Source organism: Flectobacillus sp., from assembly GCF_049240685.1.
GTDB lineage: Bacteria > Bacteroidota > Bacteroidia > Cytophagales > Spirosomataceae > Flectobacillus.
Genome location: NZ_JBMLSD010000425.1, coordinates 60,272 through 84,383 on the forward strand (window position 1 = coordinate 60,272; position 24,112 = coordinate 84,383).

The 24,112-nt window shown below is 37.4% G+C and carries 19 protein-coding genes; 2 read left to right on the top strand and 17 right to left on the bottom strand.

Annotated features, from left to right (window positions below):
* Positions 1-226: 226 nt before the first annotated feature.
* On the top strand, positions 227-3,964 hold the full coding sequence (locus tag ACOVQ4_RS19345) for a ThuA domain-containing protein (protein WP_421822251.1): 3,738 nt from the start codon (positions 227-229) through the stop codon (positions 3,962-3,964).
* A gap of 169 nt (positions 3,965-4,133) precedes the next feature.
* Here ACOVQ4_RS19345 and ACOVQ4_RS19350 read toward each other — a convergent pair whose 3' ends face one another.
* The 9 genes from ACOVQ4_RS19350 to ACOVQ4_RS19390 form a co-directional block, all read right to left on the bottom strand.
* Positions 4,134-4,472, bottom strand: a complete 339-nt coding sequence (locus ACOVQ4_RS19350) for a hypothetical protein (RefSeq protein WP_421822252.1) — start codon at positions 4,470-4,472, stop codon at positions 4,134-4,136.
* A gap of 104 nt (positions 4,473-4,576) precedes the next feature.
* The gene (locus ACOVQ4_RS19355; protein ID WP_421822253.1) at positions 4,577-4,825 is read right to left on the bottom strand and encodes a YHS domain-containing protein; all 249 of its coding nucleotides are present in this window, start codon (positions 4,823-4,825) and stop codon (positions 4,577-4,579) included.
* A 14-nt stretch (positions 4,826-4,839) separates the two neighbouring features.
* A complete protein-coding gene (locus ACOVQ4_RS19360; protein ID WP_421822254.1) occupies positions 4,840-5,619 on the bottom strand; it encodes a hypothetical protein in 780 nt (259 codons plus the stop codon).
* A 169-nt stretch (positions 5,620-5,788) separates the two neighbouring features.
* The gene (locus ACOVQ4_RS19365) at positions 5,789-6,802 is read right to left on the bottom strand and encodes a cytochrome-c peroxidase (RefSeq protein WP_421822255.1); all 1,014 of its coding nucleotides are present in this window, start codon (positions 6,800-6,802) and stop codon (positions 5,789-5,791) included.
* 249 nt (positions 6,803-7,051) lie between these two features.
* Positions 7,052-7,861 carry an MbnP family protein gene (locus ACOVQ4_RS19370; RefSeq protein ID WP_421822256.1) on the bottom strand — a complete coding sequence of 270 codons (810 nt, stop codon included), beginning with the start codon at positions 7,859-7,861 and terminating at the stop codon, positions 7,052-7,054.
* 31 nt (positions 7,862-7,892) lie between these two features.
* On the bottom strand, positions 7,893-8,993 hold the full coding sequence (locus ACOVQ4_RS19375) for a cytochrome-c peroxidase (RefSeq protein WP_421822257.1): 1,101 nt from the start codon (positions 8,991-8,993) through the stop codon (positions 7,893-7,895).
* Between the two features lie 159 nt (positions 8,994-9,152).
* Positions 9,153-9,485: a hypothetical protein gene (locus ACOVQ4_RS19380; RefSeq protein ID WP_421822258.1), complete on the bottom strand. Its 333-nt coding sequence runs from the start codon at positions 9,483-9,485 to the stop codon at positions 9,153-9,155.
* A 285-nt stretch (positions 9,486-9,770) separates the two neighbouring features.
* On the bottom strand, positions 9,771-10,466 hold the full coding sequence (locus ACOVQ4_RS19385; protein ID WP_421822259.1) for a LytR/AlgR family response regulator transcription factor: 696 nt from the start codon (positions 10,464-10,466) through the stop codon (positions 9,771-9,773).
* Positions 10,456-11,490, bottom strand: a complete 1,035-nt coding sequence (locus ACOVQ4_RS19390) for a sensor histidine kinase (protein ID WP_421822260.1) — start codon at positions 11,488-11,490, stop codon at positions 10,456-10,458. Before ACOVQ4_RS19390 ends, ACOVQ4_RS19385 begins: the two co-directional genes overlap by 11 nt.
* A gap of 307 nt (positions 11,491-11,797) precedes the next feature.
* On the opposite strand from ACOVQ4_RS19390, the gene ACOVQ4_RS19395 reads away from it, so the two are divergent.
* A complete protein-coding gene (locus tag ACOVQ4_RS19395; protein ID WP_421822261.1) occupies positions 11,798-14,398 on the top strand; it encodes a TonB-dependent receptor domain-containing protein in 2,601 nt (866 codons plus the stop codon).
* A 211-nt stretch (positions 14,399-14,609) separates the two neighbouring features.
* On the opposite strand, the gene ACOVQ4_RS19400 is transcribed toward ACOVQ4_RS19395, so the two are convergent.
* The 8 genes from ACOVQ4_RS19400 to ACOVQ4_RS19435 all read right to left on the bottom strand — a co-directional run bounded on the left by ACOVQ4_RS19400 (position 14,610) and on the right by ACOVQ4_RS19435 (position 24,069).
* On the bottom strand, positions 14,610-15,479 hold the full coding sequence (locus ACOVQ4_RS19400; RefSeq protein WP_421822262.1) for a hypothetical protein: 870 nt from the start codon (positions 15,477-15,479) through the stop codon (positions 14,610-14,612).
* A 155-nt stretch (positions 15,480-15,634) separates the two neighbouring features.
* The gene (locus ACOVQ4_RS19405; protein WP_421822263.1) at positions 15,635-17,980 is read right to left on the bottom strand and encodes an efflux RND transporter permease subunit; all 2,346 of its coding nucleotides are present in this window, start codon (positions 17,978-17,980) and stop codon (positions 15,635-15,637) included.
* 150 nt (positions 17,981-18,130) lie between these two features.
* On the bottom strand, positions 18,131-18,490 hold the full coding sequence (locus ACOVQ4_RS19410; protein WP_421822264.1) for a hypothetical protein: 360 nt from the start codon (positions 18,488-18,490) through the stop codon (positions 18,131-18,133).
* A gap of 173 nt (positions 18,491-18,663) precedes the next feature.
* A complete protein-coding gene (locus tag ACOVQ4_RS19415; RefSeq protein ID WP_421822265.1) occupies positions 18,664-19,827 on the bottom strand; it encodes an aldose epimerase family protein in 1,164 nt (387 codons plus the stop codon).
* Positions 19,828-19,999: 172 nt separating this feature from the next.
* Positions 20,000-20,656, bottom strand: coding sequence for a fructose-6-phosphate aldolase (fsa, locus tag ACOVQ4_RS19420; RefSeq protein ID WP_166579266.1), 657 nt, complete (start codon positions 20,654-20,656; stop codon positions 20,000-20,002).
* A 1-nt stretch (position 20,657) separates the two neighbouring features.
* Positions 20,658-21,314 (bottom strand): HAD family hydrolase, encoded by a 657-nt coding sequence (locus ACOVQ4_RS19425; protein ID WP_421822266.1) that lies wholly within the window; start codon positions 21,312-21,314, stop codon positions 20,658-20,660.
* A 12-nt stretch (positions 21,315-21,326) separates the two neighbouring features.
* Positions 21,327-22,271, bottom strand: coding sequence for a glycoside hydrolase family 43 protein (locus ACOVQ4_RS19430; protein WP_421822267.1), 945 nt, complete (start codon positions 22,269-22,271; stop codon positions 21,327-21,329).
* 142 nt (positions 22,272-22,413) lie between these two features.
* Positions 22,414-24,069, bottom strand: coding sequence for a sodium/sugar symporter (locus tag ACOVQ4_RS19435; protein WP_095168301.1), 1,656 nt, complete (start codon positions 24,067-24,069; stop codon positions 22,414-22,416).
* Positions 24,070-24,112: the final 43 nt, after the last annotated feature.

The following is a 24,112-nucleotide window of genomic DNA, read 5'->3' on the forward strand; positions in this document are numbered from 1 at the left end:
CAAGCTCAAAATAACTTTTATTGCTGTCAAACAAAGCACTTTGATTTTACTTTTTACTCTACACCATCGGTCTACACAATCATGGCGGATAATTACAAATTTATGTAAATATTTTGCTACTTCTAAAAAATCAAGTATTATTGTCTCAAAATGGGAAAATAATAAAAATATACCTTTTTAGAATTTAACTTATCCAATTAACACAACCCTTCAGAACACTATTCCAATGAAGAATCTTCTTTTCAATCAATGGAGAAAACTGAATCTCTTGTTGTTAGCCTTGGGCTGTACCATTCTTCAGTTTGGTACTTATGCTCAAAATGTAGGTAAACGAGTATTAGTTTTCAGCAAAACGGCTGCATTCAGACATGCATCTATCGAAGTAGGCAAAGCAGCTTTTCAAAAAATGGGTAAAGAAAAAGGCTTTTCTGTTGACCTCACAGAAGATGCGAATGCCTTTACCAATGAAAATCTTCGTAAATACAATGCTGTCGTATTTTTGAGTACAACAGGCGACGTACTAAACCCAACACAACAAGCTGAATTTGAGCGCTATATTCAAGCAGGTGGTGGCTATCTGGGTATTCATGCTGCTACAGATACCGAGTATGATTGGCCGTGGTATGGCAAGTTGGCAGGCGCTTATTTTCTTGACCACCCAATGACCCCAAGCAATGTTCAAAAAGGTAAATTCTTTGTAGTCGACAAAAACAGTTGGGCTACCAAGAATATGCCAAGTGAGTTTGAGCGTAGTGATGAGTTTTATAGCTTCAAAAACATCAATCCTAAAATCAATGTAGTGGTAAAAATTGATGAGAAAAGCTATATAGGTGGTAAAAATGGAGATGACCATCCTATCAGCTGGTATCACGAATTTGACGGCGGTCGCTCGTTCTATACTGCTATGGGTCATACCGATGAAACCTTTGCAGAACCTCTTTTCCTAGACCACGTTTGGGCGGGATTAAACTATGTGATGGGTGGAGATTCGCCGAAGCCTTTGGATTTTTCAAAAGCTCGTCCAGAAGAAAACCGTTTTGCTAAAGTTATTTTAGAAGAAAAGCTCAACGAGCCAATGGAATTGAGCGTGTTGAATGACGGACGTATCTTGTTTATCGAGCGTCATGGAGCTGTTCGTTTGTATAATTTGAAAACAAAACAGCTTAAAACGATTGCCAACATTGAAGTAAGTACTAAATATAAAGATAGAGAAGGTAAAGAATCTGAAGCAGAAGATGGATTATTAGGTTTGAACAAAGACCCAAATTTTGCGCAAAACCATTGGATCTATTTGTATTATTCTGATCCAAAAGAATCTAAAAACGTATTAGCTAGATTTGAATTGAAGGGCGATGAATTAGTGATGTCTTCAAAGAAGATTCTATTGGACATTCCTACTCAGCGTGAGCAATGTTGTCATACAGGCGGTTCTATTGCTTGGGACAAAATGGGGAATTTATATCTCTCGACAGGTGACAATACCAACCCTCACGGCTCAAACGGCTACAGCCCTAGTGACGAACGCCCCGACCGTGCTCCTTGGGATGCTCAAAAATCTTCGGCTAATACCAACGACTTAAGAGGAAAAATTATTCGTATCAAACCGACAGCCGACGGTTCTTATACTATTCCCGAAGGAAATTTGTTTCCAAAGGGTACACCAAACACTCGTCCAGAAATTTATACAATGGGACACCGTAACCCATTCCGTATCTCGGTCGATCAAAAAACGGGATATGTGTATTGGGGCGAGGTGGGGCCAGATGCTAGCAAACCAGCGGCCGACCGAGGACCAGAAGGACATGATGAAGTAGGACAAGCGCGTAAACCTGGCAATTTTGGCTGGCCTCATTTTGTAGGTGATAACAAAGCTTACAATAAATATGACTTCGTTAAAAATGTTTCATTAGAAAAATGGGATGCCGCTGCTCCAACTAATACTTCACCCAATAATACTGGTTTGAAAGTACTACCTCCTGCTCAAAAAGCATTTATTTGGTATCCTTATGCTGCCTCGGCTGAGTTTCCACTAGTTGGTAGCGGTGGCCGCAATGCGATGGCAGGACCCGTATTTTATAGTGAAGATTTCAAAAATGCAAAACGTGCTTTTCCAAAATACTACAATGAAAAATTGTTGGTATATGACTGGATGCGAGGATGGATTATGGCTGTAACCATGGATAAACAAGGTAATCTGACCGATATGGAACAGTTTATGCCAAGCTATCGCTTTAGTAATCCAATGGATATGGAATTTGATGCGAATGGCGATTTGTATATGCTCGAGTACGGTTCGGGTTGGTTTACGGCCAACGACGATGCCCGCTTGATTCGTATTGAATACAACGGTGGCAATCGTAAACCAGCTATTCAAATGGCTGCCAACCAAATGGGAGGAGCACTTCCATTTAAACTTCGCCTTGACTCAAAAGGTACAAAAGATGCAGATGGCGATGCGTTGACCTATTCTTGGAAAATTTCTTCGAAAAATGGCTTTAATAAAGTAATCACAACGCCATCAGCAGATGTAACACTCACAAAGGCTGGAATTTACAATGTAGCACTGACAGTCTCGGACGGGAAAGGTGGTATTAGTACCCAAGCCATGGAAGTATCAGCCGGAAACGAGCCTCCTGTTTTGTCTTTTGATTTACCAAAAAGCAATAAAACTTTCTTCTTCCCAAACAAGTCATTTGACTATGAGGTAAAAGTAAAAGATAAAGAAGATGGTAGTCTTGAAAATGGTAAAATCAAACCAGAACAAGTAGCAGTAAATATTGATTACTTGGCAGAAGGATTTGATAAAATTGCCATTGCACAAGGACACCGTTCGGCGGATGCAAGCACAGGTTTGGTAAAAGGTAAAAAATTAATCGATGCGAGTGATTGCCAAGCGTGTCATAGTATGGACAAAAAATCGGTAGGCCCAACTTACCGTGAAGTGGCAAAAAAATACAAAGGCGATGCTGGTGCTTTGGAGCGTTTGACCAAAAAAGTAATCTCTGGAGGTAGCGGAGTTTGGGGCGAAGTAGCCATGGCGGGTCACCCACAATTATCAACTGGCGATGCAGCTGAAATGGTAAAATATATCTTGAATTTGGCAGACGAAAAAGCAAAAGAAACTCTTCCGACAAAAGGTAGCTTTACTGCAAAAGTTGGCGCTGGTGATAAGGGTCAAGGTGTATATATCTTACGTGCCTCTTATCAAGACCAAGGAGCAAACGGTATTCCATCATTGAGTTCCGAACAAACTTTTACTTTACGCAACCCACGAATCAGCCCACACGGATACGACCAATATGAGGCTGTTTCAAAAATGAGTTTTGGAGGCAACGAACTAATGATTCCTAGCAAATCAGGTTCTTATATCGTATTAAAAAATGCGGATTTGACAAATATCAAACAATTAGAGTTATTAGCGGCAGCGCCAAAAGCACAACTAAACGCACAAGGGGGAAAAGTCGAAATTCATCTTGATTCACCAACGGGTAAACTCGTCGGAGAATCTGCATTCTTAGAAGCCAGTGATAAAGCAGGATTTGCCCCTTCACCATTAAACGTACCAATTAACCCAACAGATGGCACACATGATTTGTATATTGTTTTCCAAAATCCAAAAGCAGAAGGTTCGTTGATGGTAATTATGGGAACAGCCTTCAAGGATGAATTGGGAAATAGTACACCAGCACAAGCGATTGAACCCTCAAAGTCGAAAGATTTAAGTGATTATGCTGGAAAATACAAAATGACGGGTTTGCCTTTTGAGTTTATCGAAGTCGAAATTAAAGACGGAAAAGTAATACTCAACGCTGGTGGACAAGGTGGCGCATTAACAGAGCTCGAGCCTGATAAGTATGACGCCGATGGCAAAGCAAAAGTCCAATTTGTAAGAGATGACACAGGAAAAGTTAATGGCGTCAAACTCGAAGCAATGGGAATGAGTTTTGAAGGTAAAAAACAGTAATCTAAAACATAGATAGCTGAATTTGAGTACAACTAAAAACATCTATCCACCTAACCACAAATACTTACAGGACGATAGAAGTTACCAATCAAAAAGCCCGATTGATAGAAAAACTATCCATCGGGCTTAATTTTTTTCATGAATTTATCTAAGAACAATTTCAACAACCCTACCCAATTCCCTTTAATTCGTTTCTTAAAATCAAAATATGTCCAATAAATACCCCTGCTGGCACGGCATAACTCTTGAACACAAATATAAACAAAAAGTAAATCAGGGTAAATGCGACCAAACGAATGGTCAATTTACTCATCATTTGTTCTGGCAAACGATATCGACTCAGTTGAAATACTTGGTATAAAGAATAACCAAAACAGCTCCAATCAATAATTCTGAAATAATCCATGTATCCCTCATTAAAATCTCCCTTCAAAAAGAATCCCAAGTCGACAAGGATAAAAATCATTCCTAATAATATAACTGTTCTGATAATATATGTACTTCTCATACTGTAGCGATAGTTTGTGTTGATTTAGGTAAATACTTTTAAAGCCTACGTTAAAAGATTTTCACAAAAGTAAAGGGCTGGAAGAAATTCCCAGCCCTTTTTCTTTATTTCTTCACAAACTTTTCAGGTTTTTTATCAAACATCTCCTTACAAACTACGCTACAAAAGCCATATTGTTTGCCTTTGTAGGTACTTGTAAACTTGGTGTCTTTCTCAGCGTGCATTTTGCAAACAGGGTCTTTGGCCTCCATTGCCACTATCTCTTTTTTACTTTCGCCTTTTAGTTTTTTGTCTTTAGGAGCTTGTTGGAAACTTACTGCAAGTACCAACACAGAGCATAAGATTGTCTTCATTATTGAATTTTGGATTAAAACATAAAAGTAATATGAGCAGAGGTACGAGCATTAGCTTTTAATTCACCTCTTGATAACTCTTGCGAGAAGGGCATTTGATGCGTAAAGCCTAGGCTAAATTTCTTAAAAAATGCTTCACATCCTATATTGGCCGAGGCCATATAACCCCCAGTATCTTTATTTAAAACGCCTTTATCATAGTCATTTTGAGCATATTCCCAATAAACTCCTGCATTTGGCATAAGGGTATTCCCTTTCCCTACATCTTTGGTATAGAACGCTGTAAGAGCAGTTGTAAGTTTATTTCCATACTGATACTGATTACTATTTTTTGTATTGATTTTATAGGTCAAATCAGTATTCAAACCCCATTGATTATAGCGTACTGTATAAATCGCATTTATCAAAAAATCTGTACTTCCTGTACCTAATTGAAAATTAGGATTGGCTACTTCTTCTGAGCTATTCAAATCATATTTGAATCTACCAGTAGGAGCTTTTAACCCTACACCCAACATTAAATTGTGGTTTACTGCATGTGCAGTACTATCCCAAAAAGTATTTAGCACATTGTAATGACCTAATACTGTAATATCGCCCAATCCTTGAATCGTGTTGGTGATATTTGGCAAAATTTGTGTTTGTGAATTAAAGTTATAAGGTACAAAAGCCAAAATTTGTACTTTCTTGAAAGGATAAAATCGACCCCAAAGTTCGGTGGTATGAAAACTTTCTTTAGTTTTCAGCAATTGTGAGTTGAGATGCGAATCAAAATTTGAATAGCGATAACGCAACCCTAAAAAGCTTCGGTGGGATTGAGGCAATATTCCAAAAAAAGCATTCCCATTAGAGCACCCACAAATATCACATGCTTTACTTTCGAAAAAAAAGGTACAACAAAATATGAGTAAAAATAGCTTGAATCGCATAAAAACCTAGTTAAAAATGAGACCAATTTAAAGACTATTGTAACCTTTTATCGGTTAAGAAAGTCTTATCCGTCAACGTTTTCAAAAAAGCAATCACTTGCTTTTTTTGTTCTTCGGTCAACGAAATACCCCCTTTTAGTACAGGGTCGAGATTGGGAGTATTCTGAACATCATCCGTGTAATGATTCAAAACAGCCTCCAAGGTATAAAATCGCCCATCGTGCATATAAGGGCCAGAGACTTCGATATTTCGCAAACTCGGTACTTTAAATTTGTATTTATCAGCTTCTAATTCGGTAATTCTACCACGTCCTAAATCTTCAGGTCCTTGAATCCTCAATCCATTATTTCGGTAGGACTGATTTGTAAACAGAACTCCACTGTGGCATGAAGAACATTTTTGCTCAAACAAATCCTTTCCTGCCAGTTCATCCGCTGTAAAAACAGCTCCAGCTTCTTTTCTCATGACTTTATCATATTTAGAATTAGCAGAAACCAGAGTCAACATATATTGCGAAAGTGCCTTCAAGAATCTTTGTGTATTGATTTCTTCTGTTCCAAATGCCTTTTTAAACTGACTAGGATAGTAGGAAGTCTTACGAAGTTTTTCGAGAATAACCCCAATTTTCTCATCCATTTCAACGGGATTTTCAATAGGAGCGAGGGGAACAAAATCTAGGTCACCAACACCACCATCCCAAAAAAACTCTGATTGCCAAGCTAAATTCTGAATTGGTAACGAGTTGCGGGCTCCTACTTTTCCATCAATCCCATGGCTCAAATCATGACCATGATGTGTAAAAGCAAAACTCTGGCTATGACATTCTGAACAGCTAATCGTATTATCGCGTGACAAAAGCGGATCAGCAAACAAGGCTTTACCCAACTCAAATCCTTCGGGTGTGACTGGATTTCGAGAAATATCATAAGTTGGTGCAGGGAAATTACTTGGTTGCACAAACTGAATAGAAGGATTCTTTTCTGAATCAGTGCAAGCCAAAAATCCCAGCAATACCATTGACATCATCAAGTGTACTCGCTTCATCATTTATTTAGATTGATAAAATCCCCATGAGCAACAAGGCAAATGAAAATATATGAAATATTAGCAGCCAAAAAATCAATCTCTTTTCGCTAGTCAATCGAATAATGGCAATTGCTCTTTCGACAATACTTGGCTTAGGAAGTAACACAATTCCAGTGCCTTCAAGCCACTTTTCAAGTTCGTATCTTCTTAGCATCACTTTAATAGGATAAACCATTGGGACAAACTACATTTGTCCCAATAGGCTAAATATTAGTCATTGTGTACGTGGTCTACTACAAACATATTTTTGTAATTATTGGCAATTGGAGTAGCCAGTGCAGGAGACATAATTACAGGTGCATCGGCCAATTTGAGCGTTGTAGTGCCAGAAAATACCTTAGTTACATCAGCCACAAAATGAATCGTCGGAGCAATACTTTTGCGCACGGTCATCGTACTTGGCAATGAAAGCGTAACGGTTCTTAAGTTATTTGGAGTAACACTAGTACGACCACCAAAACCACCTACATGGTACTGATATCTTCTTAAGCCAGCTGCATTTGCAGCTACTGCTGTTGAGGTTCCTTCTAATTTCATGAAAATATAACCTGAGTTCCATGACCAATACATGCCATCATCCGAGAATCCCGCTGGGTCTAATACTCCTGTACGTTCTTCCACTGGTGAAACACTCTTTACACTATCTACACCAATCGTAAAAGTGACTTCTTTGTAATCAGCCGCAGGAACGTCTTTTAAAGATTGAATCAAAGTTGTTGCATCGGCTTGGCGCACTAAAAAATATTGATTTTTGAAGTCAACTGTACTACCATCCACTTTTTTCAATGAAACATTACTGATAAAATAATTTAACGTAGTTACGGTAAAATCTTCCCCTGCAGCATTTTTTGCAGTGGTAGAACCCAATACAATTTTTTGCCCGCCCATCAAGTTATCAAACTCAAGGCTTACGTTGTTTTTATCACTCGCTCCAATCGGCTCTACATCATCTTTAGTACATGAAAGTACTGTCAAAAACGTAAAGGCAATAATTGATAAAGATTTGAATAAAGATTTCATTTTGTAAAATGTCTTTTATAATGTTTTTGATTTACCTTACAGGAAAGCCATCAGGCTCTGCAAAGCGTTTGTCTTTTAAAAAAGTGTCGTCTGTGAGTGTATTCAGAAAAGCGATAATCTTTCTTTTCTCCTCTGCGGTCATCTGAATACCTAAGCGCCCATTGGATTGTCGCAAAACTGGGTCTAACGTTCCGTAGTCTTGTACACTCGCATCATAAAAATTCAATACTTCGAGTAAACTGGTGTACCTTCCATCGTGCATATAAGGCGATGAAGCAGCAACATTACGAAGACTTGGTACCTTAAACTTGAATTTATCATTCGTATTTCCTGTAACTCTGTATCTACCTTCGTCTACTACAATTTGAAGCACAGGCTTCTCATTAATATATTCAATCTTTGTTCGTTCGAATTTTGAAAGTCCATTATTTCTAAAACTTTCATCCGTAAACAAAACGCCTTTATGGCAATTTGAGCATCCTTTTGAGTTAAACAAATTCATACCGTCTAACTCATCTTGCGTAAAACTCGCCGATGCATCTTTTAGAATATATTTATCATATCGAGATTGATACGAAACTAAGCTCAGCATAAATTGAGCGAGTGCTTTAAGCAAACGCTCTTTTGTGACCCCTTCAGAACCAAAAGCAGCCTTAAATTTATCTTGATAACCTTTGTGGCGACCAACTCGGGCAACCACATCATCAATATCGTCATCCATTTCATCGGGATGTTCGATAGGAAGAATAGGTTGTTCATTTAAAGTAGCCGCTTTACCGTCCCATTGAAAACGCTCACGCCAAGCTAAGTTTTGTAAAGACTGGGCATTCCGTAGACCGACTCTTCCATAAATCCCATGACTTAAATCGTGCATGTGATGGGTAAAAACGTAGGTTTGTCGATGACATTCCCCACAAGCAATGGTGCTATCTTTGGATAAGATTCCGTCATAAAATAAATTTTTGCCCAAATCAAAACCCGCTGCTGTTATCACATTAGAATCAATTGGATATACAGGCTTAGGAAAATGACTAGGTGCCACAAAATAAGTTTCAGGACTAGGTTCGTCCGATTTTTTTTGACAGGCAACAACAACAAAAACTCCGAAGATTAATAACAAATGTTTTTTCATGACTATCGTGATTCGTATTAAAGAAATCCATTGACAAGCGAAGGCAAAAGTACCACAAAAAGTACTTAAACACTCGCAAGTTAAAATCCTGAAATATAAAGCAATAGTCAATCCATGCCCTCAAACGAGCCATTCCATTACATTGTAGGAAACATTGGATTAGATTTTGGGAGGTTGAAAAATCCCAAGAAGAGGAGAACCGTATTTCGGCTCTAAATAAGAGAAAGAATGGAGCTTAGGAAGCTCTTCAAAAGAGCTATTTCCTGAAAAGTCAACAGGATTGTTATCGAAGAAAAGTACAATTTCGGGCATTTTTTCTAATTTCTCAGAGGTTGCTTTTTGTTCTTTCTCTTCTTCAGCCTTTAACTTTTTTGCTAAAAAACATTTACCATCACAATGAAGCTGGGGTCTGTTTTTATTGATACAAAGTTCTTTGGCAATATAACTCTTGTTGACTTGGTAATACACCACAAAACTCCACTTGCTAAACAACGGTATGTTTAGTAAAAACAGTAGAAGTATTGCTATGACTTTGTTTACCATGGCGCAAAGATAAACCAGTAATTTGAGTCATACTACGTTTTTTTCAAAAAATGACAAGAATCAGGAATTGACCGAACCGATACTTGTATTTGGATTTTGCGTTGAATAAAGTAGTATTTTTACAAATTGAATTGAGGATTTATGGCGTTTTATTCTTTCTAGATTTATTAACGGCAAATCTCCTTTTTTGTTATGATTTAGCCATAATAATCCTGTTTTGACTTACTTTAACAGTTACTGTAATGCCTTAATATTGTTGATATATTTCTTCCCAACAGGTAGCTCAATTTTAGACAATAAAACTTTCGAGTGATGGAATCCAGTGATTTTCTGTTTATTAACAATATAGGAATTATGAATTCTCACAAAACACTGTTCTGATAGCTTATTTTCAATTCCTCTTAAATTACTTCTTGTAAGAATAGGATATGTTTTATCATGAATATAAATCTTCACATAGTCTTTTAGCCCCTCAATGTATAGAATTTCGTCATAAAATATCTTCACTTTTTTGTACTCAGCATTTACGATGATATACTGAGGTAATTCCTCAGCAAGTGGCAATTCTCTCAACTTGAGTCTATCTTCTACCTTTTTAAGGGCTATCGCTATTCGCTCTTTCCGAATAGGTTTTACCAAATAATCTACCGCATCTAATTCAAACCCTTCGACAGCATATTGATTGTAAGCTGTAGTAAAAATTACCAAAGGAGGCTTTTCCAAGGTCTTTACAAACTGAGTTCCAAGTATTTCAGGCATTTGAATATCAGAAAATAAAACATCTACCTCATTTGCTTCCAAGAACGCCAAAGCATCATTAGCATCATAAAATTTTGCCAATACCTCTACCTCAGAAAATTGCAATAAGTCATCTTCTAAAATATTAAGCGCAAATGGCTCATCATCTAGTAATATACATCTAATTTTCATCTAAAATAAGCTCTAATTGTACCTCAAAATAATTATTTTGATTCCTAATTTCTAGGTAATATTTATTGGGGTAGAGTAACTCTAATCTTCGTTTGATATTGCTCAAACCAATGCCTTCGGTATTGAGAGTGGCCTTTTGTAAGAGTATTTTATTTTTTGATAAAAACAAAATACCCTTGTCTGTATTCTGTAAGGTAAAGACGATTTCGGGAGAGTTTTTGCTATCTACACCATATTTAAAAGCATTTTCAACAAAATGAATAAACAGCAAAGGGGCGATGCTGTAATTCTTGACAGATGAAGATACCTGAAACTCTACACTTCCTTCAATCGGTAGACGAAGCGCTTGTAACTCGATGTAATTTCTGAGATGTTCAATTTCTTTATTAATCTCAACATTCGAATCGCTTACTTCATAAATGATATACCGAAGTATTTCTGACAGCTTGATAATCGTATCTTCTGAGTTTGGATGACTTTTTCGGACAAGCCAGCGAATGTTATTGAGCGTATTAAACAAAAAATGAGGACTAATTTGAAGTTTTAGCATATTGAGTTCAGCTACGGTCTTCTCCAATTCCATTTGTTTAAATAGTTCTTTTTGTCGTGCTTGCTCATTATACAAAAACAACATCGTACTTGCCAAAATACAAACGGTATAAAAAAACAAAGGCCCAATTACTCTAGCAAATAAGAAATCCAGAGTACCTACTTTTACGGGATGTGGTGGTCCCATAAACGAAATTAAATAATTGATACCCGCATAAGTCAATCCTCCAACCAGTAAAATACTAAAGTATTTCCATCTTTTAACAGAGAAGAAAAGCTTTGGCCCAATATAAAGTAGATGCGAATAAAAAATAATCGCCCAAACAATCATGTTGGTTGTATGAGTCTTGAAGAAAGCAAAATCAAGCCTTTGAAGCTTGCTGGGCTCATACAAGAAAATAATATACGGAAACAAATACAGAATTGTCCACGTAAGAATATGTCCTATGTATGGTTTAATAACTTGTTTAATCATCTGGTTTGTATGATTGAGATAAATAGCAGAATGGCTAATTACCAGTTTTTCGAGCCTTGAATATAAAAACTATCCTATTTCGCAGTAAAGCGGCACAGCGCAGATTTATTCTGAGAGCAAACTTAGTGAATAGATTGAAATCCTCTAAGTCAATCCATATACAGTTCACATCATTGCGTCTACAGCCAAATGGAATTTACATAAATAGCCTCCAAATTTGAACTATCAATCGCAAGTAAAATCAATTTTTCAAAATGAAGTAGGTAAAATTAACCTCCAATAAACTTTTCAATTAACTCTATCAATCATGAACAAGATATTCACAATAATGTTGGTGCTTCTCGCTATGACGGGAATTGCCCAGATGCCTTCGGGTGGCGCTGGCAAAATGCCAGAATGGAAAGCGTACGGTAAAATAGTAGACGAACAAGGTAAACCCGTAGAGTTTGCTTCTGTAGTTGTCTTGAAATCCGTATTTGATAAAGATACCAAAAAAGAGAAGGATGTTTTGGTAAAAGCCATGCAAACTGAATTAAATGGTGACTTTAGTTTTTCAGGTCTTCCCATGATGGCAAAGTTAAAGCTCAAAATTAGCTCGGTAGGCTACAAAACCCTAGAAATGCCCTTGGCTGTATCTATGCCAAAAATGGAGGGTGGTGCTCCCAAACCTGGTCAACAACCAGACCCTGCCATGATGGCGAAAATGCTGGCTGCTATGGACAAAGATTTAGGGAACATCAAATTAGCCTCCGAGTCTACACTTCTTGAGGGTGTGACTGTCAATGGCTCTAAGCCATTATTAGAAATGGATATCGACAAAAAAAGTTTTAACGTTTCTAAAAACCTAGTTACCTCTGGAGGAACTGCGGTAGACATCATGCGCAATATTCCTTCATTACAGGTAGATATTGATGGTAATGTAAAATTAAGAAATGCCTCACCTGTTTTGTTTATCGATGGTCGTCCGACTACCCTAACCCTCGACCAAATTCCTGCCGATGCAATAGAAAAGGTAGAAGTAATCACGAATCCATCTGCCAAATATGATGCCTCTGGAAGTACAGCAGGTATCTTGAATTTGGTATTGAAGAAAAATAAAAAAAGTGGTTATAATGGCATGGTAAACGTGGGTGCTGACCGTTTTGGTGGCTCTAATATTATGGGAAACCTTAGTGTACGTCAAAATAAAGTAAACGTAACAATGATGTTTATGAATATGCGTATGCGTAACAACGTTACTGGTAATAGCGACCGCTCAAGCTCCATAGGTGGAACCCAATCCAGTATTGCTCAGGATATTAATAGCAAAACAAAAGGCAATATGACTTTTGGTCGTTTAGGCATGGACTATTATGTATCGAACCGTGCGACACTTTCGGTAGCGGGCTTCTTTGGACAAGGGAATTTTGACCCAACCGAAGACTTGAAAATTACAACAAAAACCAACGGATTAACCAGCTTGAGCAATAGACTTTCGAACACCGAAAGAGCCTTCAAACCAAGAGGTTTGCAATTAGGATTCAAGCAAAACTTTAAAACAGAAGGTGAGGAGCTTTCTGCCGATTTGAACTACTTTGGTGGCAACAACTCTTCCAATGCGGTTTACTCTACCAATTATTTTAATGCACAAAATGCCATTACTGGAAATCAAATCCAGAAAAATATTGGAGAAGGGAACAATAAAGTCTTGACGGTACAAACAGATTATGTAAAACCATTAAAAGGAAAGATTACGTTAGAAACAGGCGCAAAAATCCAAATTAATTATAACAAAAACCTGAATAACAATACCTTGAAGGCAGTAGGCTCTGATGTTTACAAAGATATCACGTCTGCTTCGGTGAATTATGAAGGTGAAAATTATGTGTATGCTGCCTATGTTTCATTTGCTGGAAAATTGCCAAAATTGTTTTCTTACAAAGTTGGCTTACGTGGCGAAAGCTCAAAATATAATGGTTCTCTTTTAGCCAACAATCAAAAATTTAGTAACGAATATCCAATCAGCTTGTTTCCTTCGGTATTCTTAACAAGAGAATTGTCTAAAACAGATCAATTGCAATTGAGCGTAACAAGACGTGTTAACAGACCTAACTTTTTCCAACAGATTCCATACATTGACTATAGCGACAGCTTGAATATTACAAGAGGAAACCCAGACTTAGTTCCTGAATTTACTACCTCAAGCGAAATCTCCTACAGTCACTCAAAAGGTAATTCAACCTTCTTGGCATCAGGCTATTATAAGTACACCAACAACCTTATTACAAGATATTTGAGCCAAGAAATCAACCCTATTAGTGGCAAAACAGACTTGATTAATACCTATATCAACGCCAATTCGAGCGTTACCTATGGTACAGAGTTTACATTTACGACTAAATTAAAGGCATTTTGGGATTTGACTGCAAATTTGAACTTCTATAACTCAAAAATAAACACAGATAACGTAGAAAACGCACAGGCAACAGATGCCCTTTGGACAGTGTTTGGTAAAATCAACAATAACTTTACCTTACCCAAAAAATGGGTTATCCAGCTTTCTGGCGATTATCAAGGCAAAACCAATATGCCTATTACGCAAAATCAAGGTTTTGGGCCTCCAATGAGTCAGGCGCAAAGTTCATCACAAGGATATATCAAGCCTTTTTATGGAGTTGACATAGCTATTAAGAAAAGTTTCTTGAAAAACGATATTGCCTCGGCAACACTTTCGGTAAACGATATTTTCAGAACAAGAGGAAATACGCAAGTATCTTACGGCGAAGGATTTACACAAACTTACTATCGTTTGAACAACCCACAATTGGTGAGATTGAACCTCTCCATTCGTTTCGGACAGATGGATATGAGCATATTTAAGAGAAGTTCTAAAAATGCCTCATCGATGGAAGGGATGCAAATGCAGTAGTTTTTTGGATAATAAATCATAGAAATAGTGACAAGGTGTATTATCTGATATTGTAATGCACTGAATAAACCACCGCGCATTTTGTACGGTGGTTTTTTGTTTGGCTTTGAGTAGCAAGCTTTGGAATACAAGCTAAAATCGAGTTCAGTTTTGAGGACAACCTATTTTAGGCAAGGACAAAGGACAATTCATCACTCAAAATTCCAAACTACTAATTGATTCCTTGCTCGCTGAGGATATTCTTTAGAAGTGGTTCTAAATCTTCCTTTTTAGTTTGTGAACTTATATGCTTGGTAAGATTATCATAAATAGATTGGTCGGCAATTTGGTCTATTTGGTAGGTTAATACTTTAATCAGTCTCAAATATTTTCTTCTTTGATACCACACAAAACCAATAATTAGCAATGCAGCCAAAGTAATACCGCCAATAATCATGGATGCCTGACGTTGCACAAAAGGGATATCTTTATGTACGATTTTATCAATGCGACTGGTAAGAGTATCTATTGTTGGTTGTAAAGTATTATTGACCAATTGCTGGGTACGCACGGAAGTTTTTTCACTTAAAATATTGCCAATAATAGAATCCAATTTTGCTTTCGACGCTGGACTATTCATTGAATCCAAGGCATTTTGTAACATATTGGTCAAAAGTCTTTGCGAATTTTTGTCGAGTGTTCGCATGATTTTGGCAACCAATTCATCTGTGAATTTCAAATCTCCTTTGAGTCTTCCAATTTGCCAATGTAGATTATCCCCTAGCTTTGTCAACTGAATATTTGTTGTATCTCCCGCAATGGCAATCGCATGAATGAGTTTTTCGATATCAGGATTTAAGGTATCGGCAAATCCCTTTATACTCGACGCAGCGTGTGGAAGAGCTTTGGTAGCACCTAGCACTAAGTTTTCACCTACTTTTGACGATAAATTACTCAAGGCAGGTTCGGCTTTGTTGAGGGGTTTGGTCAAATCAATTTTGTCAACCTCATTTTTGAGAACATTACAGGAGGCAAAAAGAATGGACAAAATTATGGCTAAAACAGACTGCTTTAGCAAAGAAAGTGGTAGTAGGTGTTTCATGAGAGATTAAAATGTATGTTATGATAGATTTTCTGCAAAATAGGCATTTCAGCATTCATAATACACCAAAATCTATTATTCGGTCAAAAACAAAAGAGGGATGATTGTACAAGACAATCATCCCTCTAGTATATTCTATTCTGCTTAAAGCAATCTTATTGTTCTTCTAACACTACAGCTTTCGTTTTTCTAACATCCAATTTTTTACGATTGATGGTAAGCAACAAAGCAGGTAGCAAAATCAAGTTGGTACACATCGCAATCAAAAGTGTAATAGATACCATCACACCCATTGCAGCGGTACCGCCAAAACTTGAGGCAGCAAATATAGAGAATCCACAGAACAAAATCACGGCTGTATAAATCATACTCAAACCTGTACCAAAAATGGTGTTAGTAATAGATTCGCGTACACTATTGCCTTTTTCTTCCAATTCTTGACGATAACGAGTCAAGAAATAAACTGTTCCATCTGAGGCAATACCGAAAGTAATACTAAAGATTAGAATCGTAGAAGGCTTAAAGTGAATATCGAAAAAGCCCATAATTCCCGCTGTCAATGCCAATGGAATCAAACAAGGTAATTTTGATAAAATAATGATAGGAATCGAGCGGAAAAGCACCATACCCACCAAAGCAATCAACACAATGGCAATCAACAAACTTTCGTACAAGTTGCCCAACAAGTAGTCATTGCTTTTCAAAAACACCAAGCTATGTCCTGTCAAGCTTACTTTATATTGGTCTTTCGGAAAAATCTCATCCACTTGTGGCTGGATTTCTTTCATCAATTCTTTGATACGTACCGATCCAACATCAGCCATTTGGTAACTGATACGAGTGATACTTTTATCATCGTTCAAAAACGGTTTGATTTGTTTTGAAGCTGATGAAGAATCAGTTTGTAGATATTCTGAGAGTTTTGACAACTCAAAAACACTAGGCATAATAAAGTATCGTCCTTCGCCACCTTTATAAGATTGGTATAAGAAACGAACCGCCTCAACAATCGATAATGGTTTTGAAAACTCCTTGTATTGCTTCAAACGATTTTGTAAAGATTTTATCTTGTACAAGGTTTCAGCTTGGTTATCAAATACCCCATTCTTATGCTTAGTATCTACCATAATTTCGAAAGGTAAAACACCATTGAAGTTTTCTTCGAAAAAGCGCAAATCAGCATAAATAGGATCTTTTTTAGGAAGGTCATCTACTACATATCCGATTACATTGATTTTGGTCATACCATAAGCAGATACCAACACAACTACTAAAGCTGTCAAATAAATTGCTGGACGGTGATTATGAACTGTTTGATCAATCCATGACAAGAAACTTTTTGCCCATTTTCCATCTAAATGCTTCAGATGTTTTACCTTCGGCAAGCCCATATAGTACACCGAAATAGGAACTAACACCAAACATAATACATAAGTAACCATTACATTCAGGGCAGATACAACGCCAAATTCAACCAACAAACTACTGTTAGTAAAATAAAACACCCCAAATCCAATGGCAGTAGTCATATTGGCAAGGAAGGTCGATAAACCAATCCCTGTGATCATATTATGAATCGCAAGCTGCTTATCGCCATGAGCCGACAGTTCTGCTTGGTAGCGATTAATCAAGAAAATACAGTTTGGTACACCAATCACAATCAATAATGGCGGAATCAAACCTGTTAGCATCGTAATCTTATAACCCATCATTACGAGTGTTCCCACCGAAAATACCACACCAATCAATACCACCAAAATTGATACTAGAGTGAAACGAATAGAGCGGAAGAAAAACCATAAAATTGCCGCAGTCACTAGTACGGCCAATCCCATAAACAACTCCATTTCGTGCGATACCTTTTGCATCGTAGCAGTACGAATAAAAGGCATACCCGAAAGATGAAGCTTAGTATGGTGTTTTTCCTCAAACTGATGTGCTAAATCTCTGATTTCTTGAACTATTGAAATACGTTTCTTTGAGTTCAAAGCTTTCTCATTGAAAGTAATCGCCATCAAGGTGGTATTGGTTTTTGTATTAATCACCATACCATCATAGAACTTCAAATTGGCAATTTTTTCCTTAATTGAATCAACCTCGGCCTGAGACTTTGGTTTTTGAGTCAACAAAGGTTTTACGTCAAAACGCTTGGTTGTCTCGTTGACTTTTAGGTCAATCAAATTTGTTAGAGAGATTACATTTTTGATTCCCTCATGCTTTTTGATCGCCTGCGAAAGGTCATACCAATCGTTAAAATTCTCTAATTTGTATAAGTCAGGCGACTGGTATCCAATCACCATAAGGCTACCATCTTCGCCAAATAATTTTCTGAAACGTTGATATTCTTGTTCGATTGGGTCGTTTGCTGGAAGAATACGGGCAAATTCATAAGATAATTGGATTCGGCTAGCCTGATACCCCATGTAAATGGTTGATACGATAATTAATCCAATCCAAAATAATCTATTTCGGATGATTAGCGCTGCGATTTTATTCCACATATAGTGTAATGTTAAATGATAAGGTTGGCTCTTTTACAACTCCTCAAAAGCTTGAGTTGTTCCATCAAGAGCAGAATTCAGTGATTTGGCTTGTTCCTAACTGTAAAAATAAATTGTATATCTGAAGAGTTCAGTCGATATACCCAAAATTCATGGAGCATTGATGTCGATATAATATTGGGTTAATAACCGATAAGGAATGAGAAGAAATATATTACATAACGTAAAAGCATGATAAAATCTTATTGATGCCTGATGAGCATTGAACTTAAGACCAAAGCCTAGTTCGTCATATTCATGTAAGATTTTTACTAAGCTTTTAAAACACTTTGAAATGCCTAAAGCAATGTCATCAAAATAGCCATCGACTGGTTCTAAAATGATATTGGTTTCTGGTTTGCTTTCAATCTGATATTGTAACACAACCTTCCCCGCAATGCCATAATTAATCATTATTATAGCGAGCATCATAGCAAAAGCGGTCAATATGTTACTTTTAAAATATATCATGATTTATTACAAAATTAGTGTAGATGTCGGTTTTGCCCAAAAAAATAGGACTTTTCCCTATTTTTTAAATTATAATTATATTTAAAATAAAAAAAATTAAATTTTATTGTTAACAAAAAATAAAAAAGACAGCTCACACAGAGCTGTCTTCCTTAAAGCATTTTGTATTTTTCTTATTTCTTTACTGAAAACTTATAAACTGTTGTCGTTTCATACGTTTCTCCAGGTTTCAATACAGTGCTTGGGAATTTTGCTTGGTTTGGAGAGTCAGGATAATGTTGCGTCTCTAAACACAACCCAAAACGGTGCTTGTATACTTTGCCACCTTTTCCTGTGATCGTACCATCCAAGAAGTTACCTGTATAAAACTGAATCGCTGGTTCGGTTGTGAATACTTCCAACACACGTCCGCTTGTTGGCTCATACACCGAAGCGGCCAATTTCAAGTTCTTCGTTGAATCCGTCAATACCCAGCAGTGGTCGTAACCTAATCCAAATTTAATTTGCTCATCCTTAGTATCATTGATTCTAGCACCGATTTTGAATGGCTTAGTGAAATCAAATGGAGTACCTGCTACTGGTTTTAGTTCACCCGTAGGAATCAACGTTGCATCTACTGGTAAGAATTTATCAGCATTCAATGTTACTTCGTGATCAAGGATATCGCTATCAAAACCACCTTTCAGGTTGAAATAAGCATGGTTTGTCAAGTTTACTACCGTTGCTTTGTCGGTAGTTGCCTTGTAATCGATTTTCAAAGAATTATCTTTTTGCAAAGTATAAACCACCTCTACTGATAAATTGCCCGGATAACCTTCTTCGCCATCTTTTGCTGTGTAAGTCAATTTCAATGATGGTTCTTCACCTTCGATTGGCGTAGCTTTCCAAAGTACTTTATCAAACCCTTTCAAACCGCCATGTAAAGCATTTGGTCCGTTATTTTTAGCCAGAGAGTAAGCTTTTCCATCTAAAGTAAATTGTCCTTTGGCGATACGGTTGCCATAACGACCAATCAAAGCGCCGAAATATGGAACACCTTTCTGATAACCCGAAAGTGAATCGCAACCAAGCGTGATATCATCAAATTTTCCATTTTTATCTGGAGCTGTCCAAGAAACGATTGTACCACCAAAATCAGAAATTTGAACGGTAGTTCCTGCGGCATTGTGCAAGGTGTAAAGCGTAGCTTGTGTGCTATCGGAAACTTTTCCGAAAGCCGATTGTTCGATTTTCAAGCTATCAGAAGTTCCTTGAGTAGATTCAGATTTTTTACTTTCGCAAGCCAACAACAAACTAGCTGCTAATAAACTTGCTACGAGGAGATTGTTTTTTTTCATAGTTTTTTTACTGTAAAATGGAAAAATTTGGGTTATCAAGAATTATATCGGATGTCGGATTTTTGATTTCGAATTGATAAAGCTTCTCCTATCTTGAAATCAAAAATCCTATCCAAAATTGTCTATTTTTTAGTAATAATTCAAAACGCCGCACTCTTCTTTCTTCAGACAATTAGTTCCACTTTCCTGCCATATCTTTCATAAACTTCTCAAGACCGATATCAGTCAAAGGATGTTTAAGTAATGCCAAGATAGCACTTAATGGACCAGTCATCACATCTGCACCGATTTCAGCACATTTCAAGATATGAATTGGGTGACGTATAGACGCTGCTAGGATTTCTGTTTCGAAACCATAATTGTCATAAATTGTGCGAATTTGCTCAATCAACTCTATACCATCAAATGAAATATCATCTAAACGTCCCACAAATGGCGAAACATAAGTAGCACCAGCTTTTGCAGCTAATAAGGCCTGTCCTGCTGAGAATACCAACGTACAGTTTGTCTTGATGCCCTTATCAGAAAAATAGCGAATGGCACGAATACCGTCTTTAATCATGGGCACTTTTACCACGATTTTTTCATCCAATGCCGCAAGAATTTCGCCTTCAGCAATCATGCCTTCATAATCAGTTGAGATTACCTCAGCACTTACGTCGCCATCTACAATCGCACAAATGGCTTTGTAATGAGCAATAATATTGTCTTTACCACTGATACCTTCTTTGGCCATCAATGATGGATTGGTTGTTACACCATCCAAAACACCTAAGTTTTGTGCTTCTTGAATTTCCTGCAAATTGGCAGTGTCAATAAAAAATTTCATGTCAAATACGTTTTAAAGTTGAAAACAGATTAAGGGTTGTGTAATCGGGTAGGCAAAACAATACGCTTGCAAACCCTTCGAATTCTTCCGCTTTGTGCGTTGTCGTAATAATGACAGCCTTCATTCCAGCATTGAGCGCCGTGCGTGCTCCTGTGGGCGAATCCTCAAATACCAAACACTGCTCGTAAGGCACGCCCAGTTGGTTGGCGACCTTAAAGAATACAGTCGGATCGGGTTTGCCTAAAGTCACATCACGATCGCAAACAATCGACTTGAAATAATGACGAATGTTCAAATTGTCTAGTACAAAATCTACATTTTCGGCACGTGCAGCTGTACCAATCCCCATCGGAATGCCAGCCTCATGAGCCGTTTGTAGCAATTGTGCTAACCCATCCACCAACCTGAGTTCGGGCAAAAATACCTCTCGGTAAATTGCTTCTTTCTCAAATGAAATTTTATCACGTTCTTCAAAAGAATATTGTTCCCCGAAAATACGCTGTAAAATTTCATCATTTTTGCCATGACATGTAGCGATAACTTCTTCCAAAGTCATTACTTTTCCCAGTTCGGCGAGTTTCTTTTGCCATGCACGGTGATGAACCATCATGTTGTCCACCATGGTTCCGTCCATATCAAAAATTAGAGCATTTTGCATCACCAATGATTTTTATTGTTTTAATAAAAACTCCAACTCTGCCTTACTTGCCTTAAATACCGTACCATGACGAGTACCCTTCGGAAAATGAACTTCTTCAGAAATATCTATCCAATTTTTTAGGTCCTTCGATTTCAAAGCTCCCATTTTGTGGCGTGTATATTGGTCGAAATATACAACCCAGTCCTCTCCAATTTTAGTTACCGTTGGCCCTTCAATCCAATCTAGTTTTGAGATTGGTTCAGAAGCAGGCGAAAAACCACTGTTCAACTGTTTGCTCAAAGCAAGCTTCAAATTCTTTTTGACAGGGTTTTTGGTCTCATCTTTCATAATCATAGCATATTTTTTCTTGGAAACTTGAAAAATAGATACGTCAATTACGTTGAAACCAGGGTCATAAAACAAGCGAGTAGGGGTAAATGTCTTGAAATCCTTTGTTGTAGTCGCATACATACGGTGGTTGTATTTGCCATCGCCTTTGCCACCTTCGGTACTAACAAATCTATCAGGAATGGTAGTAGCCCAATAAATCAAATATTCTTTGGTTTTGGCATCATAATTAATCTCTGGTGCCCAGCAGTTGAGCGCCGTTGGTTCATGTGCCATTACAGGAATAAATTGCTGCTCAGACCAATGCACTAAATCTTTCGAACGTGCATAGCCAATACCAAGATCATTCCAAGAAACTGTCCATACCATGTGAAAGTAACCATCTGGACCTTTCAAAATACAAGGATCACGCATGAGCTTGTCTTTGCTAACAGTTGGACGTAAAAATGAACTATCTTTTTTCAAAGCAGTCCAATTGTAACCATCATAACTATAAGCCAAATGCAAACCATCCTGACCGTTATCTCTGAAAGAAGAAAACAAATAGACATCTTTTTGTGCCATAGATGTTGTTCCAAGTCCAAGAAGCATTCCAACGAGGAGTCCTAAAAAAAATCGAATTTTCATATCAATAACTGAAATATTGGGTGGGGATAAGTATTAAGTGATTTATGGAATTAGTGGTTGAGTGATTTTTAAAATTTGTATCCATGGTTTGGAGTACTAGCCACGGATACAAATTCATTTTCATATTTTCAAATCGATAATCCTACCAGAAAATTGTGTAAATCAATACAACAACGGCAGTAATTAATAGTGCTCCAAAACGGAACGCTTTATCTGACTTAAACCAGCTGCTATCTACAACAAATGCTTTTGGATGGTCTTTCCCTTTTGATTCAATTAAACTGATGACAACAGTTACCAGTGCACAAATCCAGAATACAACACCCATACGGTTAAGGAAGGGCATATCTGGCGCTTGAACTTTCAAGAATGCCGACATTGGAATACTCAAGATAGTCGCTGCTAAAGCACCATTGGCTGTAGCTTTTTTCCAGAAGAAACCTAACAAGAAAATTGCCAAGATACCTGGAGAAATAAAGCCCGTATACTCTTGAATGTATTGGAAACCTTGACCTAAGTTTTTCAACAATGGACTAATAGCCAATGCAATCACAAAAGAAACGACAATAGATACACGACCCAACCATACCATTTGCTTTTCGTTGAGGTCTGGTGCAAAGAATTTCTTATGAATATCCAAAACGTAAATCGTCGAGATACTGTTGGCCTTTCCTGCCAATGACGCTACAATCGCTGCAGTAAGGGCTGCGAACGCCATACCTTTCAATCCTGTAGGAAGGATATTTAACAAAACTGGATAAGCATTATCTGGTTTTACAATACCACCTTCTCTAATTCCTTCGACAATTGCCATATCAGCATTTTCTTGGAACAATACATACGCCGCCAAACCTGGCAACACTACGATAATTGGCATTAACATTTTGAGGAAAGAAGCAAACAACAAACCCGAACGAGCCGTTTTCAAATCTGCACCCAAAGCGCGTTGTGTGATATATTGATTACAACCAAAATAATTCAGGTTTACAATCCATTGACCACCAACAATAAACATCAACAAGCCTGGCAATTGGTTGTACGCATCAATCATACCACCTTGACCATCATGCACTTGATATTGTCCTTTAGCAAAAATCATGTGTAAATGACTATCCGCTTTGTCTTTAATCAAACTTAAGCCTTCGAAAATACCTGCTCCCGAGCCCACTTTTGCAGAAAGTAAATCTAAGGCTAAGTAAGTCGTTGCCAAACCACCTACTACCAAACAAACCACCTGAATTACGTCGGTATAACCAATTACTTTCATACCACCAAGGGTAATAAAAATCGCAAAGATGGTCAAGAAAGTTGCACAAGCCATAAAACTAAAGCCTGTCATCGTTTCAAGACTCAAGGCACCCAAGTAAATGATGGATGTTAGGTTTACCAAAATGTACAAAAACAACCAAAACACCGCCATAATCGTACTGATACGATTGTCGTAACGACTTGCCAAAAATTGCGGCATCGTGTAAATATTATTTCGGATATACATCGGTAAAAAAAATACCGCAATCAAAATCAGCGAGAAAGCACCCACCAATTCGTACACCGAAATAGCAATACCTAATTGAAAAGCCTGTCCACTCATACCGATAAACTGCTCGGCTGAGATATTTGAGGCAATAATTGACGAACCAATAGCCCACCATGTAAGTGAACCTTCCGCCAAGAAAAAGTCTTTTGAGTCAGCAGTTTGCTTACCCTTATTTTTGTAAACCCAATAACCGTAGCTCGCCACGATTACGAAGTAAACAAAGAAAATAATGTAGTCGAGAGATTCTAATCCGAGCTTCATAGATTAATAGAAGGAGATAAAAGATGGTTAAGACTCACCAAAG